This is a genomic window from Candidatus Zixiibacteriota bacterium, assembly GCA_035574315.1.
In the GTDB taxonomy this organism is placed as follows: domain Bacteria; phylum Desulfobacterota; class Binatia; order UBA9968; family UBA9968; genus DATLYW01.
Genome location: DATLYW010000028.1, coordinates 43716 through 61984, shown reverse-complemented (window position 1 = coordinate 61984; position 18269 = coordinate 43716). Strand labels below are relative to the sequence as shown.

Here is an 18269-nt window from a genome sequence, read left to right as displayed (position 1 = left end):
GGGGATGTCAGCGGCGTCGCCGGGCTCCGGGCGCTCCGCCGCGGGTTGCGCCGGAGCGGAGAGCGGCGTGTTGCGCGTCGGCGGCGCGGGCTCGGGCGATCTGGCGCGGGGACGCTCCCTCCGCCTCCGCGATCTCGGCCAGCGTTCTACCGGAAAGCACGGAACGGGGCTCGGTTGCGGTGATATCGGTCGTCGAGGCCTGCTCGTCCCGGTGCTTGATCAGGAGCCACTGGCGGTCGCGCATCCGCACCATGGCCCAGGAGCCCTTCAGCTTCTCGCCGTAAAGCGTGAACTTGATTTCTCCCTTCTCCAGCGCGGCGTCCACGTCCGCGGTTTCAGGCTCCCATACGCCCCGGTCCCACACCATCACCGTGCCGGCGCCGTATTCGCCCTCGGGAATGACGCCTTCGAAGCGGTTGTATTCGATCGGGTGATCCTCGGTCTGCATCGCAAGGCGTTTGACCGCCGGATCGAGCGCCGGCCCCTTGGGTACCGCCCAGGACAGCATGACTCCGTCGTGCTCGAGACGAAAATCGTAGTGGAGATGACCGGCGCAGTGCTTTTGCACCACGAACTCACGCCGTCCGGAGGACCGCCGGCTCCCGCCCTCCGGCTCGGGCGTGACGTCGAAGCGCCGCCTGCTGCGGTACTCCGAAAGCCGCTCCGGGCCGCCGGGCGACCGACGCGAGCCCGCTTTCACGGTGCGGCCGCCGCTGAAGCGGCCTCCAGATCGAAGACGGCGACGACCGGCGCGTGATCGCTCGTCCCGAACTCACGCTGGACCACGCAGGTTTTCGCCCTGGCGGCGAGCCTCGGGCTCGCCAGGATGTAGTCGAGCCGCCAGCCGATGTTGCGCTCACGCAGCCGGCGCCACGGCGGCCACCAGGTGAAAAGGTTTTCGTTCTCGGGATCGAGGGCGCGGCCGACGTCGACCAGACCGCACGCCAGGATGCGCTCGAACATCTCCCTTTCGTCCGGCCGCTGCCCGTAGAGCATGGGGTTTCGTTCCTTGGGGTGGACGTCCCTGTCCGTGCGGGTGATGTTTATGTCGCCGCAAATGATCAGGTCGGCGCCGCGACCGCAGACCGCAGCCGCGTAACGTTCCAGTTCCTCGAGGAAGCGCATCTTGGCCGGGAAATCCTTGCCGCCGTTCGGAACGTAGACCGACGCCACCGTGAGCGCGCCGATCTCGGCCGCCACGATGCGGGTTTCGCAGTCGAAAGGAGGGTGGAAAAAGCGCGGCTCCGCGGCGAACGCCTCGCGCCGGATGTGCAAGCCCACCCCCGAGTAGGCGCGCTCACCGTGCCAGTAGCAGTGATAGCCCCGGAGCTCGCAAAGGGCGGGCGGGATCTTGGACGGCGGAGACTTGATTTCCTGGAGGCAGACGACGTCGGGGAGTTCCCGCTCGAGCCATTCGAGAAATTGGGCTTCGCGCGCGCGAATGCCGTTGACGTTCCAGGTGGCGATCTTCATGACGGATCGCTCGCCGTGCTCCGGACGGCGGCCGCCGGACCCGAACGGTCTCAGCCCGACTTCTGCTCCATCCGCTTGATCAGCTCGTCGAACGACGACCTGGCGAGCACGCGCTGAAACTGCGAGCGGTAATTGTTGACCAGGCTGATATTCTCCGCGACGACATCGTAGATTCGCCAGCGGCCGTCGAGGCGGTGCAGACGATACTCGACCGAATAGGACTGTTCGTCCTTGCCGACGACCCGGGTCTGAACGCGAGCGTAGTTCTGGTCGATGGACTCGCCGACGTAGAGCACCTTCTGGCCTTCATAGAGATCGATCTTGTCGGCGTAGGTCGCTTCCAGGAGCGCGGTGAAGACCGTGACGAACCGTTTTTGCTGCTGCGGCTCCAGCCGGCGCCAGTGCGTCCCCAGCGAGCGCCTGGCCATCTCCGGAAAATCGAAGAGCGGGTAGACGATCCTGCGCAGGCGGTCGAGGGCGGCCGCGCGCGACTGCGCATCCCCGAGCTTGGCGTTCTTCAGGACCTCAACACCCTGGCTGATCGCCGCGCGGATCTCCTCGGTCGGCTCGCCGGCTGCCGCCGGCAAGCCGCCGGCAAGCAGTGCTGCCGCCACAAGCGCGGCCCGAATCCCCGGGAACGTCCCTTTCATGGTCACCTCGCAGCTTCCTAGCTTATACGAAACGCGAAGCGACGCAACGGGGATCGCTTTTCGCGCGCGAACTTTAACGCCGCCGGAGGCGATGCTAGAATGGGCCCCGACCCGATCGGGGCTGGCCCCCGCGCCCGCGCGGATTACACTGGACGAGCATGACCGCACACGAGATTTGCGCACCACAGGCGCCGCGCCCGGCGATTGCGTTGCTCGCAGCACTGTTGTGCTGCGCCCTTTACGGCGCGGCGTTCGCGGAAGCGCCGGCGACTCCCGCGGCGAAAGCGCGGCCGGCGCAGCAGCCGATCCCGCTTTCCGAGGTAGCGCTCGAAGCCGAATTCGTCGCGGCGCGCCTGCGCGACGGGCAGGCGGAGCTGCTTTCCGACGCGGCCGACGACGCGGCGGAGGAGCAGCTGCCCTCGCTCGTCCGCGAGATCGACGCTCGGCTGCGCGAGACGCGGAAGGTCGCGGCCCACCGTCCCTCGCTCGAGACGCTGCGGAGTTTGGACGCGAGCTGGCGCCGGGTTCGCGGCAATCTTTCCGCGTGGACCCGGAAGCTGGCGGACCGGGCGGAGGCGCTCGAGCGGGAACTGGGGGAGCTGCAGGCGCTCGGTCAGGTCTGGGAGCTGACCCTCGCCGCCGCGAGGCAGGGTAACGGCCCGCCGGAGATCGTCCAGCGCATCGAGACGACGCTGGGCGAAATCCGGGAGGCCCGCGCAGCCATCGTCAAGGAGCAGGCGCGGGCGCTGGCGGTGCAAAGTCGGATCGCGTCGCAGGACGCGCGCGTCGGCGAGGCGCTGGCGCTCGTGGACCGGGCCCACCGGCGGATCCTCGATCACCTGCTGGTCAGGGACGGAGCCGCGATCTGGAGCCGGGACGCGTTTGCCCGCTCGGGACAGGACTTCCAGGAGGAGAGCCGGTCGTCGTTCGCAGCGCAATGGACCGCCGTCCGGCTCTATGCGGAACGGCAACGGGCGGAGTTCTTCCGGCATGTCCTCGTCTTTTTGCTCTTCTGGATCGTTCTCGCCTGGGTCCGCCGCCGCCTCTCGCCGGCGCTCGCCCCCGGGGGGGAAGCGGAACGCGCCGGGCAGGTCCTGAAGACTCCGGTCGCAGTCGCGTTCCTGCTCTCGTTCTTCCTCAGCCGCTGGATCTATCCGGAGGCCCCGCGCCTCCTCTGGGCGGCGCTCGAGGTGTTCGCTCTGCTTCCGAGCGCTTTGATCCTGCGGCGGCTGATCGGCCGCGACCTGCACCCCGCGGTTTACGCCGTGATCGGCTTTTACTTCCTGGACCGGCTGCGGGCGGTTCTGGCCGCGGTGCCGCTGCTGCCGCGGCTGGTGCTCTTGCTCGAGATGCTCGGGACGGGCTGGCTGCTGCTGTGGCTGGTCCGCTCGCTGGGGCGAGCGCGCGCGGCGGAGACGCAGCGCGACGGGCTGCGACAGGCGGTTCGCATCGCCTGCGGGCTCGCTCTCGGCTTGACGGCGGGGGCCTTCGCGGCAAGCGCGCTCGGCTACGTCACGCTCGGCAATCTGCTCGGCAACGCGCTGCTCGACGGCGCCTACCTCGCCCTGGTCCTCTACGTCGCGGTGGAGATCGCCGAGGGCCTGTTCGCGGCCCTCCTGCTGGTGCGCCCGGCCGCGTTGCTTGGCTGCGTGAGCCGGCACCGGCCTTTGCTGCGGCGCAGAGCGCGCCGCGGGCTGCAGTGGCTCGCGGTGGCGCTGTGGAGCGTCTTCCTGCTCGAGCGGCTGCTGCTGCGCGAGCGGGTCTTCGACGCGACCGCGAAGCTGTTGGCCGCCGAGCTGGCGATAGGCTCGCTACGTCTCTCGCTCGGCGACGCGCTTGCCTTTGCAGCCACGGTGTGGGGCGCGCTCTGGTTCTCCCGCTTCGTGCGCTTCGTGCTGGAAGAGGACGTCTATCCGCGCGTCTCGATGGCGCGCGGCCTGCCCTACGCCATCTCGACGGTGATCCATTACCTGCTCGTTTTCGCCGGCTTCTTCGTCGCCGTGGCGGCGCTCGGCGTCGACATGACCCGGTTCACGATTCTCGCCGGCGCGTTCACGGTCGCCGTCGGCTTCGGCCTGCAAAACATCTTCAACAACTTCGTCTCCGGCCTGATCCTGCTCTTCGAGCGCCCGGTCAACGTCGGCGACGTCGTGCAGATCGACGATACCCCCGGCGTGGTCGAGCACATCGGCATTCGCGCCAGCCTGCTGCGCACGCCGAAGGGCTCGATGCTGGTCGTACCGAACGGCAAGCTGATCTCCGAGCGGGTGATCAACTGGTCGCTGGCCAACCCGCGCCACGGCATCGAGCTGCCGGTGGCGGTCGCGTGCGGGACGGATCCGAAGCGGGTGATCTCGCTGCTCGAAGAGACCGCCGCGGCGCACCCCGCGATCGCCGCCGACCCGCCGCCCCAGGCGCTGGTGGTGAAGCTCGGGCCGGACGCCATCGGCATGGAGCTGCGCGCGTGGACCGACCGTCTCGACGACTGGATGCGCGTGCGCAGCGAGCTGGCGATCCGCGTGAGCGAGGCCCTGGCGGCGGCAGGGATCGCGCTGCGCTGAGGATCCCGGCCGGGCGGTTTCGGTTTTTAAAAATCCCGCGGATGTAGTAAGTGTAGCGGTACAGGCCGCGTTCGGGGGAAGCCGATGTTTAGCGTCGACAAGCTCTTGCAGCTGGGGCTCTTCAACCAGGTGATTCCGATGTGGCAGGTCTTCTTCTACATCGGGGTGCTGGTTCCCTTTCTGCTCTGCCGTCGCATCAAGACCTGTCTCTTCCTGACCTATCTTTTTACCTTCTATCTCGGCTTCCTGGTTCAGTGGGGCGATTATCTCGCTCAAGCCGGCGCCCTGCTGCCCTTCGCTCTGTATGCCCTGAGCGGCATCTTCGTCTCACTCGTCTTCATCATTCTGGTCTTCAAGGAAGAAGGGTTCTCCGTCAGCTTCGGCTGGCGCCGCCGGCCGTCGCCGGGGCTCGAGAGGTTCGATCTCGACCAGAAGCCCTGAGCCAGCCCCACGAGCCCACGCCGACGGCTCTTGCCAATCCCGTGCTCCTAAAATAATATCCGGTTCTTGCCCCGCCGGGGAACCGTTCGGGAGGAGCGCGAAATGGCCGACAAAGCGATCGAGGTTCTGCTTCAGGAGAGGAGGAGCTTTTCGCCGCCCAAGCAGCTGAAGCGCAGCGCCAACGTGAAGTCCGCGGCCGTCTATACCGCGGCGGCCCGGAACCCGCAGGCGTTCTGGGCGCGCGCCGCCAGGGAGCTCGAGTGGTTCAAGCCGTGGAAAAAGGTGCTCGAGTGGAAGCTGCCGTGGGCCAAGTGGTTCGTCGGGGGAAAGCTCAACGCCTCGTACAACTGCCTGGACCGCCACGTCAAGACCGCGCGACGCAACAAGGCGGCGATCCTCTGGGAAGGGGAGCCCGGGGATGAGCGGGTCCTCACGTACCGCGACGTCTGGCGCGAGGTCAACAAGTTCGCGAACGTGCTCAAGCGCCTCGGGGTGCGGCGCGGCGACCGGGTGGCCATCTACATGGGCATGATCCCGGAGCTGGTCATTGCGATGCACGCCTGCAATCGCATCGGGGCGACGCACAGCGTGGTGTTCGGCGGCTTCAGCGCCGAATCGCTGCGCGACCGCATCAACGACGCCCGGGCCAAGGTCCTCGTCACCGCCGACGGCGGGTACCGCCGGGGCTCGGTGGTGCCGCTGAAGAAAAACGCGGACGAGGCGCTCGAGGACGCGCCTTCGGTCGAGAACGTCGTGGTGGTCGAGCGCGTCGGCAGGGAGTCCGGCGCCGCCATGAAGGGCGGGCGGGATCACCGGTGGGACGAGCTGATGGCGGATGCCCCGCTTTGGTGTGAGCCGGAAGCGATGGACAGCGAGGACATGCTCTTCATCCTCTACACCAGCGGCACCACCGGCAAGCCCAAGGGGATCGTCCACACCACGGGCGGCTATCTCACCGGCGTCTATCTCGCCAACAAATGGATCTTCGATCTGAAGGAGGACGACATTTTCTGGTGCGCGGCCGACATCGGCTGGGTCACCGGCCACACGCACATCGTCTACGGCCCGATGGCGAACGGCGCGACCCAGGTCCTGTACGAGGGCACGCCGGACTGGCCGGAGCGGGACCGCTTCTGGCGCATCGTCGAGAAGTACGGCGTCACCGTCTTCCACACCGCGCCGACGGCGATCCGCACCTTCATGCGCTGGGGCACCGAGTTTCCGGCCAGGCACGATCTCAGCTCGTTGCGGCTCCTCGGAACCGTCGGCGAGCCGATCAACCCCGAGGCGTGGGTCTGGTACCACAAATACATCGGCGGCGGGCGCTGTCCGGTCCTGGACACCTGGTGGCAGACCGAGACGGGGCACCCGTTGATCACGCCGCTGCCCGCGCTGACGACGCTCAAGCCCGGTTCCGCGACGCGGCCCTTTCCCGGGATCGAGGCGGATATCGTCGACGAGAACGGAAAATCGGTGCCCAGGGGGGCCGGCGGCTACCTCGTGCTCACGCGGCCCTGGCCGGCGATGATGCGGACGATTTACGGCGACCCGGACCGGTACGTGCAGAACTACTGGAGCCGTTTCCCGGGCAAATATTTCGCGGGCGACGGCGCGAAGCGGGACAAGGACGGATACTTCTGGCTGCTCGGGCGCGTCGACGACGTGATGAACGTCGCGGGCCACCGGATCAGCACGATGGAAGTCGAAAGCGCGCTCGTCGATCACAAGTCGGTCGCCGAGGCCGCGGTGATCGGCAAGGAGCACGAGATCAAGGGGCAGGCGATCTGCGCCTTCGTCTCGCTCAAGGCGGGGGTCGACGGAAACTCCTCGCTGGTCGATGAGCTCAAGAACCACGTCGTGAAGAAGATCGGCCCGATCGCCCGGCCGGACGAGATTCTTTTTGCAGCCGAGCTGCCGAAGACCCGCAGCGGCAAGATCATGCGCCGGCTGTTGCGCGACATCGCGGACGGCCGGACGCTGGGAGATACCACGACCCTGGCCGACCCGACCGTGGTCGCCAAGCTGAAGGAGCAGTACGGTGAGGAGTGAAGCGAACGGGAGAAGAGACATCGTGGGGAGGGCGGCGAAAACCGCGGTTGTGCTGGCGCTTGCGTGGCTTGTCGGAACGGGCGCGGCCGCCGCGCAGGGAGCGCGGGAGAAGATCCGGGTCGCGCTCGGGTCGATCTCGGTGAACTCCAGCGTGATTCCGATCGGCCATCAGGCGGGTATTTTCGCCAAGCACGGCGTCGACCTCGAGCCTATCTACATGGGAGGGGGGATGAATTCGCTGGCGGCGGTGACCTCGAACTCGGTGCAGTTTCTCGCCGCCGGTTCGACCGCGACCATCAGCGCGCGGCTCGGCGGAGTCGACATCACGATGCTTTCGGTGCAGTCGAACAAGCTCGACTACACCGTCTTTGCCGCGCCGGAGATCAGGTCTGTTCAGGATCTTCGGGGAAAGATCGTCACCGGGACCCGGCCGGGCGCGTCGGCGGACAGCGCGCTGCGACTCTGGCTGCGCCGCTCCGGCCTCACGCCCGACAAGGACGTGGTCTTCATCTCGGTCGCGGACAGCCAGCAGGGGCGCCTCAACGCGCTTCACCGGGGGTCGGTGGTGGCGACGGTGCTGGCGCCGCCTTTCAGCGGCATGGCGAAGCGGCTCGGCCTGCGGGAGCTGGCGGACCTCAGAAAGACCGACATCGAGTACTCCGGGACCTCGATCGCCGGCATGGCGAGCTACATCAGGAACCACCCGCAGCTCGTGGAGAATTTTCTGAAGGGATACATCGAGTCGCTCCATTACTTCCGGACCCAGCGGGAAAGAACGATCGCCGGGATCATGAGGTATCTCAAGATCACCGACCGGGCGCGCGCCGAGGAGGGATACGACTACTACGTCGACCTGATGCCGGAGATGCCGTACGCGAGCCCCAAGGCGGTGCGCGCGGTGCTGCAATTCCTGGCGGCCAACCAGCCCAAGGCTGCGACGGCCAACCCGGAAGATTTCTACGACATGAGCTTTCTCAAGAAGATCGAAGGCAGCGGATTCGCCAAATCGCTCGCCTCCGTTCGGTATTGAGCCGGCTAAAAACCGAATCGGGAGATCCGTCGATGACCAGGCGAAGCGCGGGAGTCTTGTTTCTGGCGGCGCTGCTGGCGTGGCCGGCGGCGCAGGCGGCGGGACAGGAAAAGGGGCTCAAGAAAATCCGCTGGGGGGTGACGTCGATCTCGGCGTCGAACTGGATCCCGTGGCTCGCCAAGGAAGCCGGGATCTACGAGAAGAACGGCCTCGAAGTCGAGCTCATTCTGCTCAAGGGCTCCGGGCAGACCTCGGCGGCGATCCTGGGCGGCAGCATCTTTGCGGCGCCGGTGACGCTCACGCAGGTGATGCTCGCCAATCTGAGCGGGGCGGACCTGGTCACGGTCGCGCATACGGTTCCCGGGGTCCAGAGCAAGCTCGTGGTCAAGCCGGAGATCCAGCGGCCGGAGCAGCTCAAGGGCAAGAAGATCGCGACCTCGAGCCTGGGGTCCCTCGGGGACTTCCTGAACCGCTATATCATGCGCAAGCACGGGCTCGATCCCAACCGCGACGTGACCTGGCTCATGGTGGGAACGCCTCCGGAGCGGCTCCAGGCGCTGGTTTCGGGTAACATCGACGCCGCCGATCTCTCGTATCCCACCGACGCGCAGGCGGAGCGCATGGGTTATCGGATCTTGTGGGACGCGAGGAAAGAGGTCGTTTATCCTTCGATGTCGGTGGTGACGCGGCGCAAGCACGTCCAGGAGGACCGCGACACGGTGATGCGCATGGTGCGCTCGCACGTCGAGGGCATCGCCTATCTCAAGAAGAACAAGGAGTTCAGCATCAAGGTGCTGAGCAAATATCTCAGGAACAACGACCGCAACCTGCTCGAGGGCTCCTACGAGATCTACCGCCAGGATTTCATTGCCGTGCCCTACCCGATCATGCACGGCCTGCAGGCGACCTACGACTACGTGGCGGAGCGCCGCCCGGAGATCCGCAACCGCAGGCCCGAAGAGTTCATGGATCCGAGCTTTATCTCGGAGCTGGACAAGAGCGGCTTCATCGCGCGCCTCTACGAGCGGAAATAGCCGCCGCCTCAAAAATAGGGAACCTTCGCGCGGGCATCGACGATCAGCCGCTCCGCGTCCTCGGGAAGGAGGTAGCGTTCCTCGACGAGCCGGCGGGCGGCCCGGGCGAACTCCCGGAGGTAGCGCTCGCGGCTGCCGTAGCGCTCCCGGAGGGAGGCGCGGGGATCGCCCGCCTGGAGCCTTTCTCTTCGAGTTCTTGCGAAGGGTATGAAAGAGCCGAGCAGCCCCGCCAGCTCGTCTTCCGCGAGGCGGCGGCTCTGGAGATTCCAGCCCGTATAAGTGCCGACGGGGACGCTCACCGCGGGCAGGCGAATGCCGGCGATGTCGTTCCCGTCGGCGTCGACCTTGGGCACCAGGATTCTGTAGGCGCCGTTGCCGATCGGCCGCGGCGGATGAAAGTCGATCCTCCCGCGGCGGAGATTCGGCCCGTAATCCAGGAAGAGCTGGCGGTTGTGGAGCCCGTGGTAGCGAACACCGGGAATCTCGGGGAAGCCGGTGCTTTTCCTGTCGGGCGGCACGAGCGTCCCGGCGCGGACGGTCGGATAGCGGCTCGGGGGCGGGGGAATGCCGCGGCTCACCCATGAGTCCATGGCGTCGATCAGCGCGCGCAGGACCTCGCCCGCCGGCAGCGGGTTGGTGCGCTGTCGGGTGTTCTCTCTCCCGGGCGCCGCACCCGCCGGGCTGTTGTGCTGCGCGCTGGCGATCAGGTAGATCCGCGCCTTTTCGGGAACCGCCGCGTCGCGTCCCCTCCCGTCCGTGTGGACGAGACAGCCGCGCTTTTGCCAGTACTCGGTCGAAGTCTGCGTGTGGATGACGTAGGGGTCGGTCGCCTGCCGCTTGAGGATACCGTCCTTCCGTCCGCTCTGCGGATCGCGCCCGATGCCGTAGGCGAAGGGAAACAGCTCGGGGTCGAGCTGGTCGGTGTGTTGCTGCGAGGAGGTGACGGGTCGCGCGAACTCGTAGTTGAGGAACAACCGGCCCCCGCCGGCCGCGTGCGGCGCGACCGCGTCGAACACCTTGCGGCCGGACTCGTCTCGATTGAAGCCATGGTAGACGAAGTCGCGGAGATAGCGTCCGCTCTGCGAACGCCCCCAGCCGTAGGCGTAGCGGACCGCTCCCGCGAGCGGATTGGCCCTCCCCGTCCGGTCGCGGACGCCGTAGCGCAGAAACGAAACGAAATCGCGCACGGCGGCAAATCCCAGCCCGAGAACCAGAGGGTTCTTCGCCGGATAAACGAGCTCGTAGATGAATCCGGGCCTGAAGCCGGAGCGGAGATAAAGATCGGCGGCGCTCGGTTGCACGGGCAGGCGGCGGCCGGCGTGCGCGGCGGCGAACTCCCATTGGGCGGGAGGCACGGCGACGCGCTCGCCGTAGGACTTTTTCCGGACCGTAAGCCGGCAGCGGCTCTTGTCGAAGGTCGCCGTCTCGTAGCTCCTCACGCGCTCGTCGCCGCTCAGGGGCCGGGAGAGAATCCCCGGCTCGGTGACCACGATCTCGGCGCGCACGGGGCGGACGATCGCCGAGCCGCCGTCGGTCGCGACTGGGACCTGGAGCGCGAGCACTCCCTTGCCGGGAACGAGGTCGCCCTGCCACCCGCACCAGACGATCGTGTAGCCGCGGCGCATCAAAAAGCCGTTGCCCGCGTCCGCGAGCTCCCGCGGATCGTCGGCCGCGCGGGCGTCGTTCAGGAACGTGAGCGCGCGCTTGGCGCCGCGGTTCGGCGCGTCGAAGAAAATCCGGCCGTTGCCGCGGGCCATGTCGAGCGGCTTCAGGATGCAGAAGTCGCTGGCGTACTCCACCCGACCGCGGCGGTTTCTCGGCGCCTTATCGAGGTTGACGATCACCCGGTCGAGCGGGCTTTCGGGGTCGACCTCTCCGTACGCCTTGCCCGCGAGCTTTTCGTAGGCTCCGGTAACACCGAACTCGTGGCCGCGGGCGAAGATCTCGCGGCGGGTAACGACAAAGCGGGTGATCATGGGAGCGACTCCTCGACGTGGCTCTAGCCGCCTCCGACCGAACAGTCAAGGACTCTCGTGCGAAGCCGCTTGCGGTTGATTCAGCGGCCGATCCTCTGTTATGAGTGCGAAGCTAAGCCAGGAACCCCGGGAGGACCCCCATGCGACGTCGAGTGTTGCAGCTCTGGGCTCTGATCGGCCTTTCTCTCGCCGGCCATGCGTTTGCGCAGGAACCGTTTTACAAGGGGAAGACCGTACGCATCATCGTCGGTTTCTCGGCCGGCGGCGGCTACGACACCTACTCGCGGGTGCTCGCACGCCACATGGGAAGGCACATTCCGGGAAACCCCGCGATCGCCGTCGAGAATATGCCGGGAGCCGCGAGCCTCATCGCCGCCAACCACGCTTACAAGGTCGCCCGTCCCGACGGGCTGACGATCGGTCATTTCATCGGCGGGCTGTTTCTCCAGGCGCTGCTCGGCAAGCCCGGAATCGAGTTCGACGCCCGCAAGTTCGAGTACCTCGGCGCCCCGGCCCAGGACAACCAGATGCTGGCCGTCTCGAAGAGAAGCGGCGTTACCGGGGTCGAGCAATGGATGGAGTCCAAGCAGGTAGTGAAGTTCGGCGGGGTGGGCGCCGGCTCCGCGACCGACGACATCACCAAGATCGCCAAGGCCACGCTCAACCTCCCGATTCAGCTCGTCTCGGGATACAAGGGCACCGCCGACATCCGCCTTGCCTTCAACGCCGGCGAGGTGGACGGGCTCACCAACTCGTGGGAGTCGTTCAAGGCGACGTGGCGGCGGGAGGTCGAGTCCGGCGAGGTGCGCATGATCCTCCAGGCGGTGGCAAGACCGAACCCCGAGGTGGGAAAGGTGCGGCGGGTCGTCGACTACGCGAAGAGCGAGCTCGACCGCAAGGTGATCCAGGTCGGAATCCATGACTACAACCCGACCGCGCGGCCTTACGTGCTGCCTCCGGGCACGCCCAAGGAGCGGGTGCAGCTCTTGCGGCGGGCTTTCATGGAGACTATGAAGGATCCCGAGTTTCTCGCCGACGCGCAGAAATCGAAGCTCGATCTCAGCCCGCTCAGCGGGGAAGAGCTCGAAAAAAGCGTACTCGGTATCGTCAACGCCGAGCCTGCCGTCGTGGCGCGCTTGAAGGAAATCCTCCTCAAGTAACGAAAACGGCCGGCCTCGAATACTAAGGGGAAGAAGCGATGAGAGGAAATCTTGGACCCGACAGGGGACCCGGTATTATCGCCGGCGCGGTTTTCGCGACGGCGCTTTTCGCCGCCGGCCTTGCCGCGGCCGCCGCGGCCACCGTGGAGAGCGTGGCTTTGCTCAAGGGACCGGAGCGCCAGAAGATTCTGGTGGAGGGAGCGAAAAAAGAAGGCAAGCTCACCTGGTACAGCACGCTGATCGTCGATCAGGTGGTGCGGCCGCTCAAGGCTGCTTTCGAGAAGGAGTACCCGTTCGTCCAGATCGAGTTTTTCCGCGGCAACACCGAGCGGGTCGTGCAAAAGGCGGTGTCCGAGTACCGCGCGCGGCGCTACGACGTCGACATCATCGACGGAACGACCTCCGCCGCCATGGCGAACAAGGCCGGCATCATGCAGCGTTTCTTCTCGCCGTATCTCGACGAGTATCCGCCCGAGCTCAGGGATCCCCGGGGCATCTGGGGCGCGACCAACCTCTATTTCCTCACACCCGGATACAACACCCGGATGGTGAAGCCGGGCGAGCTCCCGAAGACGTGGGAAGACCTGTTGCAGCCGCGGTGGAAGGGCAACATGATCTGGTCGACGAGCCGGGGCTCCGGCGCGCCGATGATGATCGGCAACATCCTACTCACGCTCGGGCCGGAGGCGGGCAAGGCCTTGCTGCTCAAGCTTGCGAAGCAGGAGATCGCTAAGAGCACGGCGAGCAACCGCCAGATCCTCGACCTCGTGATCGCCGGGGAGCACCCGCTGGCGCTCCACATCTTCAACCACCACGCATTGATCAGCCGGAAGGCGGGCGCGCCGGTCGACTGGCACCCCATCGAGCCCGTCACCGCCACGTTCAACAGCAGCGGCCTGGCGAAGAACGCCCCGCACCCGCACGCGGCGATGTTGTTTCTCGATTTCATCTTCTCCAGGCGCGGGCAGAGAGTGTTCCAGGACGCCGACTATCTGCCGGCGCATCCGGAGATACCGGCCAAGCAGGCGGACCTCAAGCCTGGCGGAGGACGCTTCAAGCGCGCCACCTACATCGGCCCCGAAACGCAGCTGGAAAAAGGCAACGAGTGGATCGACTTTTTCCAGGCGCACTTCCTCAAGTAGCGCGAAGGCGGTCTTGAGGCGCGGCCGGGTTCCATGGCTTCGTCGCGACCGGCGGCACCCCGCCTCTCGTTTCGGACCGCTCTCGCGCGCGCAGCGGGCGGAACGGACGCCGAGCGAAGGGTCCTCGTCTGCGTTTCGCTCGTGACCGCCTATCTGGTGCTGCCGCCGCTGTATTCGGTGGTGCAGACCAGCCTCTTCACCACCACCTTCAGCGGCGAGCCGGACGCCTTCACGTTCCAGTACTACCGCGACCTGCTGGCGGAGCCCCGGCTTCTCAAGCCGCTCGCCAATACGCTCGCGTTTTCCGCCGGAAGCGCGCTCGGTGCCACCCTCCTCGGCGGCGCGGTGGCGTGGCTCGCGACGCGCACGGACGCGCCGCTGCGCGGCCTCGGTTACTTCACCGCCTTCGCCTCCTTCGGAACCCCGTTCATTCTCTACACGATCGGCTGGCTGTTGCTCCTGGGGAAAGCGGGGCCGGTGAATTCCTGGCTCAAGGCGATGCTCGGCCAGACGGGGCCGGTGGTGAACGTCTACTCCCTCGGCGGCATGATCCTCGTCGAGTCGCTGCTCTGGTCGCCGCTCGTGTTCCTGATGCTGGCCGCGTCGTTCCGCTCGATGGACCCCTCGCTCGAGGAAGCCTCCGCGGTGTGTGGCGCCGGGCTCTGGGTCACTCTCAAGCGCGTGTCGCTGCGCCTGATGCTGCCCGCGTTCGCGGCCGTATTGCTGCTCGTGTTCATCCGCGCCTTCGAGGCGTTCGAGATCCCGGCGCTGATCGGGCTTCCCGGCGACATCCGGGTCCTGACGACCTCGATCTTCCTCGATGCGCAGCGAATGCCGCCCAGCTACGGCAGCGCGGGAGCCTTTTCGGTGCTGCTCATGCTGCTGGTCGGCCTCGCGCTCTATTTCTATTTTCGCCTGACGCGCGAGGCGTCGCGCTTCCACACGATCACCGGCAAGGCCTACCGCCCGCGCCCGATCGCCCTCGGCCGCTGGCGCTACTGCGCCGCGGGCGCGCTGCTCCTCTACGCGGCCCTTCTCCTCGCCGCCCCGTTCCTCGTCATCCTCTGGGCCTCGCTGCTGCCGTTCTACATGCAGCCGTCGCTCGAGGCGCTCTCCCACCTGACGCTGCGCAACTACCGGGCCGCGCTTCACTTCGACAAGATCGCGCTGGCGGTCAAGAACAGCCTCCTTCTCGGCGTCGGCAGCGCTACGGTGGTGATGCTGCTGACCTCGTTCGCCTCGTGGTTCCTGGCGCGCAGCCGCGCGCGGGGCAGGTGGCTGCTCGACCTGCTGACGACCCTGCCGCTGCTTTTCCCCGGAATCGTCATGGGGCTGGCGATCCTGCGCTTCTACCTCGTGTTTCCGGTTCCCGTCTACGGCACCCTGTGGATCCTGCTGATCGCCTTTGTCACCCGCTACATCCCCTACGGCGTCCGCTACACCCACGCCGGGTTGCTGCAGCTGCACAGGGAGCTGGAGGAAGCGGCCTACGCCGCGGGCGCCTCCTGGGTGCACTGCATGCGGCGGATCACGCTGCCGCTGCTCACCCCGGCGTTCGTGGGAGGATGGACCTTCGTCTTTCTGATCTCCGCCAAGGAGCTTTCCATGTCGATCCTGCTCGTGAGCCCGCAGACGCCCGTGGTATCGGTGACGATCTACGAGCTGTGGGAGAACGCCCAGGTGGGCGAGCTGGCCGCGTTCGGCGTCATGTGGACCACCGTGCTGGTCTCCGTGGCGCTCGCTTACTACGCCTTTGCGCGGCGCACCGGCATCCAGCTGCATTGAAGGAGGAAGGGAATCGTGTCGGAATTCAGGGACCTCACGCCGCTGCTTGAGCCCCGTTCGGTCGCCATCGTCGGCGCTTCACCGAAGGCCGGCTGGCCGGCCCGCATCTGGGGAATGCTGAAGCACTTCGAGTATCCGGGCGAGATTTACCTCGTCAATCCCCGCTACGAAGAGCTCTGGGGCCGCCCGTGTTATCCGAGCCTCGACGCGCTGCCGTGCAGCGTCGACAACGCGGTTTTCATCGTGCCCGCGGCGACCGTCGTCGAGATGCTGGAGAAGAGCCGCGAGGGGGCGTTTCGGTCGGCCACGATCCTGAGCGGAGGTTTCGGCGAGGGAGGCGACGCGGAGGGGCTGAAGCGCAAGGCGTTTCTGCAAGGCTACGCGCGCGAGCGGGGGATCGCGGTTTGCGGGCCGAACTGCATGGGGCATGCGGCGCTGCGCTCGCGCGCGATGCTCTTTCCCGAGCAGCGGCTGAACGAGATCCGCTACGGCGGGCTGGCGATGGTGTCGCAGAGCGGCGGGCTGCTCGGCGCCCTGGTTCGGGCGGGCGCGAGCCGCGGAATCGGCGTGAGCTACTTCGTCACCAGCGGCAACGAGGCCGTGGCGGAGCTGTCGGATTACATCCACCACTTCATCCGCGATCCCGACACCCGCGTGATCGCCGCCTTCATCGAGGGGGTGAAGGACGGAGAAAAGTTCCTCCGGGTCGCGGGCGAAGCGCTGGACGCGGGCAAGCCGATCATCGCGCTGAAGATCGGGCGCTCGGAAAAGGCGGCCGCCGCGGCCCTCGCCCATACCGGCTCGCTCGCGGGAAACGACCGGGTCTTCGACGCGGTGTGTGCGCGCGCGGGTATCCTGCGGGTAAACGACCTCGACGAGTTCCTCAACGCCGCCGAGCTTTTCCTAAGGGTCAAATGCCTGCCGAGCGGGCGCCGCGCGGCGTTCGTGACCTTCTCCGGCGGACTCCGGGGATTGCTGTCCGATCTCGCTGAGGAACACGGTGTCGAGCTGCCGACGCTGCGCGACCTCACCGAAAAGAAGCTTTCCGGCCTGCTCGGCGTCGGCGCGTCGGTCGGCAACCCGCTCGACGCCGGCTGGGGCGGCCTTTCGAGCCAGGAGACCCACCTCAAGTGTATCGACACGCTGCTCTCGGACCGCGACGTGGACATGCTGTTCCTGCAGGAGGAGGTGCCGCTCAGCGGGGCGCGGCCCGACAAGGAAAGCAATCTGGCGGCGGTGGCGAAGGTAGCCGAAGCGAGCGACAAGCCGATCTGCATGTTCTCGATGATCACGCAGAGCCTCAACGACTACGCGCGCGAGTTCAAGCAGCGCTGCGCCCTGCCGTTTCTCCAGGGAGCCGACAACGCGATCAAGATGCAAAAGCACCTCGCGCGCTTCGGCGAGGCGGTCCAGCGCCGCGCCGAGGAGCGCTACGCGAAGGCAGCCGCGCCGCAGCCGCTCACCGATCGCGCGGTCGGGCTGCTCGCCTCCCGGCGGGTCTTGAACGAGTGGGAAGCCTACTCGATCCTCGCCGAATACGGCGTGCCGCTGGCTCGCTGCCGGCTCGCCGCTTCGCCGTCGGAAGCGGTCGCGGCCGCGGCGGAGATGGCGGTCCCGGTCGCGCTCAAGCTCGCGGCGCCGGGGGTGGCGCACAAGACCGAGCTGGACGGCATCCGCTTGAATCTCTCCGCGCCCGCCGAGATCGAAAGGGCGTGGCGAGAGATGGAGGAGGTCTTCAGGAAGCGCAGGCCGCATGAGAGCCCGGCCGGCTTCCTGGTCCAGGAGATGGTGCGGGGCGTCGAAACCATCGTCGGCACCGACAACGACCCGCAATTCGGGCCCGTCGTGATGTTCGGCATCGGCGGGCAGGCCGTGGAGGTCTACCGCGACGTGGTGTTCCGCCTGGCGCCGGTCGGGCCCGACGAGGCCGCCGAGATGGTGCGCTCGATCCGCGGGTTCCGCCTGCTCGGCGGTTTTCGCGGCCGGCCGGCGGTCGATCTGAACGGTCTCGTGCGCGCGCTCGTCGCGCTTTCGCAGCTCGCCTGCGCAGGGCGAGAGCTGATCCAGTCGATCGACGTCAATCCGCTCGTCTGCTTCGAGGGGGGCGTCAAGGCCGTCGACGCGGTGATCGTGACGCGGCAAGCCGGGTCGGGGAACTCGGCCTGATGGTCGCACGCAGTTCTTGGCAGCGCCGTCGCGAACCGCTAAATTGGAAATGTGCGAGTCCTCGAACGGCCGCCGAGCCGTACCGTCCTCGATAGAAAATCAGGTCCCGCCGGAGCGTCTGGCGTCTCATGAGCCGTGCCGCGATTCTGGCGTCTTTGGCCCAGGTGGGGATCGCGCTGCTCCGCCGCACCCTGAGCGTCGAGCGGCTCCACTTCGACCGCTATCTGGCCTTGCGCGCGCGGCGCGTGCCGATCGTCTTTTCGCTCTGGCACGGCCGCATGTTTCTCCCGATCCAGGCGCATCGCCATCAGGGGATCGTGACGCTGGCGTCGCGCTCGGGAGACGGAGAGATCATCACGCGCTGGCTGGAAAAGAACGGCTACGTCGTGGTGCGGGGCTCGACGCGCCGCGGCGGCGGGGCGGCGTTGCGCCGCCTGATCCGCCATGTGCGCTCGCGGCGGGAGGTCGCGTTGACCGTCGACGGGCCCAAAGGGCCGGCGCGTGTCGTAAAACCCGGGGTCGTGAGGCTTGCCCGTCTCACCGGCGCGTGGATCGTGCCGGTCGCCTACTCCAGCTCCCGGCCCCGCTTCCTCGATTCCTGGGACCGCTATCTTCTTCCCGAACCGTTCTCCCGGAATTTCATCGCCTACGGCGAGCCTTTTCCCATCGACGGGGACCTCTCCGAAGAAGAGGCGCTGGGGAAAATCGCGTGCGCGCTCGATGCGACCACGCGAGAGGCCGACCGCGCGGCGGGTATTTCACCGCCCGAACCCTGGAGCTGAGAGATCCGCGTCGGCGCGCG

14 protein-coding genes are annotated in these 18269 nt (G+C 67.1%); 10 read left to right on the top strand and 4 right to left on the bottom strand.

Going from position 1 to position 18269, the window contains the following annotated elements; translation table 11 throughout:
- Nucleotides 1-7: 7 nt before the first annotated feature.
- The 3 genes from VNN77_09005 to VNN77_08995 are packed head-to-tail and all read right to left on the bottom strand — an operon-like array spanning nucleotide 8 to nucleotide 2123.
- Nucleotides 8-700: a DNA polymerase ligase N-terminal domain-containing protein gene (locus VNN77_09005; GenBank protein HXG51526.1), complete on the bottom strand. Its 693-nt coding sequence runs from the start codon at nucleotides 698-700 to the stop codon at nucleotides 8-10.
- The gene (locus VNN77_09000; protein HXG51525.1) at nucleotides 697-1473 is read right to left on the bottom strand and encodes an exodeoxyribonuclease III; all 777 of its coding nucleotides are present in this window, start codon (nucleotides 1471-1473) and stop codon (nucleotides 697-699) included. Before VNN77_09000 ends, VNN77_09005 begins: the two co-directional genes overlap by 4 nt.
- A 50-nt stretch (nucleotides 1474-1523) precedes the next feature.
- Complete coding sequence (locus tag VNN77_08995) at nucleotides 1524-2123, bottom strand: ABC transporter substrate-binding protein (GenBank protein ID HXG51524.1); 600 nt, start codon at nucleotides 2121-2123, stop codon at nucleotides 1524-1526.
- Nucleotides 2124-2332: 209 nt separating this feature from the next.
- Between VNN77_08995 and VNN77_08990 the strand changes: the two genes are divergently transcribed.
- From VNN77_08990 to VNN77_08970, 5 genes are all read left to right on the top strand, one after another.
- Nucleotides 2333-4684, top strand: a complete 2352-nt coding sequence (locus VNN77_08990; protein HXG51523.1) for a mechanosensitive ion channel domain-containing protein — start codon at nucleotides 2333-2335, stop codon at nucleotides 4682-4684.
- 84 nt (nucleotides 4685-4768) lie between these two features.
- A complete protein-coding gene (locus VNN77_08985; GenBank protein ID HXG51522.1) occupies nucleotides 4769-5125 on the top strand; it encodes a hypothetical protein in 357 nt (118 codons plus the stop codon).
- A gap of 102 nt (nucleotides 5126-5227) precedes the next feature.
- Nucleotides 5228-7174 (top strand): acetate--CoA ligase, encoded by a 1947-nt coding sequence (acs, locus tag VNN77_08980; protein HXG51521.1) that lies wholly within the window; start codon nucleotides 5228-5230, stop codon nucleotides 7172-7174.
- On the top strand, nucleotides 7164-8204 hold the full coding sequence (locus VNN77_08975) for an ABC transporter substrate-binding protein (GenBank protein HXG51520.1): 1041 nt from the start codon (nucleotides 7164-7166) through the stop codon (nucleotides 8202-8204). The genes acs and VNN77_08975 overlap by 11 nt, the downstream gene beginning before the upstream one ends.
- 32 nt (nucleotides 8205-8236) lie before the next feature.
- Nucleotides 8237-9238, top strand: a complete 1002-nt coding sequence (locus tag VNN77_08970; GenBank protein HXG51519.1) for an ABC transporter substrate-binding protein — start codon at nucleotides 8237-8239, stop codon at nucleotides 9236-9238.
- An 8-nt stretch (nucleotides 9239-9246) separates the two neighbouring features.
- On the opposite strand, the gene VNN77_08965 is transcribed toward VNN77_08970, so the two are convergent.
- Nucleotides 9247-11214 carry an alpha/beta hydrolase domain-containing protein gene (locus tag VNN77_08965; protein ID HXG51518.1) on the bottom strand — a complete coding sequence of 656 codons (1968 nt, stop codon included), beginning with the start codon at nucleotides 11212-11214 and terminating at the stop codon, nucleotides 9247-9249.
- Between the two features lie 140 nt (nucleotides 11215-11354).
- On the opposite strand from VNN77_08965, the gene VNN77_08960 reads away from it, so the two are divergent.
- From VNN77_08960 to VNN77_08940, 5 genes are all read left to right on the top strand, one after another.
- Complete coding sequence (locus VNN77_08960; GenBank protein HXG51517.1) at nucleotides 11355-12374, top strand: tripartite tricarboxylate transporter substrate-binding protein; 1020 nt, start codon at nucleotides 11355-11357, stop codon at nucleotides 12372-12374.
- 38 nt (nucleotides 12375-12412) lie between these two features.
- Nucleotides 12413-13516 (top strand): ABC transporter substrate-binding protein, encoded by a 1104-nt coding sequence (locus tag VNN77_08955; GenBank protein ID HXG51516.1) that lies wholly within the window; start codon nucleotides 12413-12415, stop codon nucleotides 13514-13516.
- Between the two features lie 33 nt (nucleotides 13517-13549).
- Nucleotides 13550-15301, top strand: a complete 1752-nt coding sequence (locus VNN77_08950; GenBank protein HXG51515.1) for an iron ABC transporter permease — start codon at nucleotides 13550-13552, stop codon at nucleotides 15299-15301.
- A gap of 15 nt (nucleotides 15302-15316) precedes the next feature.
- On the top strand, nucleotides 15317-17467 hold the full coding sequence (locus VNN77_08945; GenBank protein HXG51514.1) for an acetate--CoA ligase family protein: 2151 nt from the start codon (nucleotides 15317-15319) through the stop codon (nucleotides 17465-17467).
- A 128-nt stretch (nucleotides 17468-17595) separates the two neighbouring features.
- The gene (locus VNN77_08940) at nucleotides 17596-18249 is read left to right on the top strand and encodes a lysophospholipid acyltransferase family protein (protein ID HXG51513.1); all 654 of its coding nucleotides are present in this window, start codon (nucleotides 17596-17598) and stop codon (nucleotides 18247-18249) included.
- Nucleotides 18250-18269 lie beyond the last annotated feature (20 nt).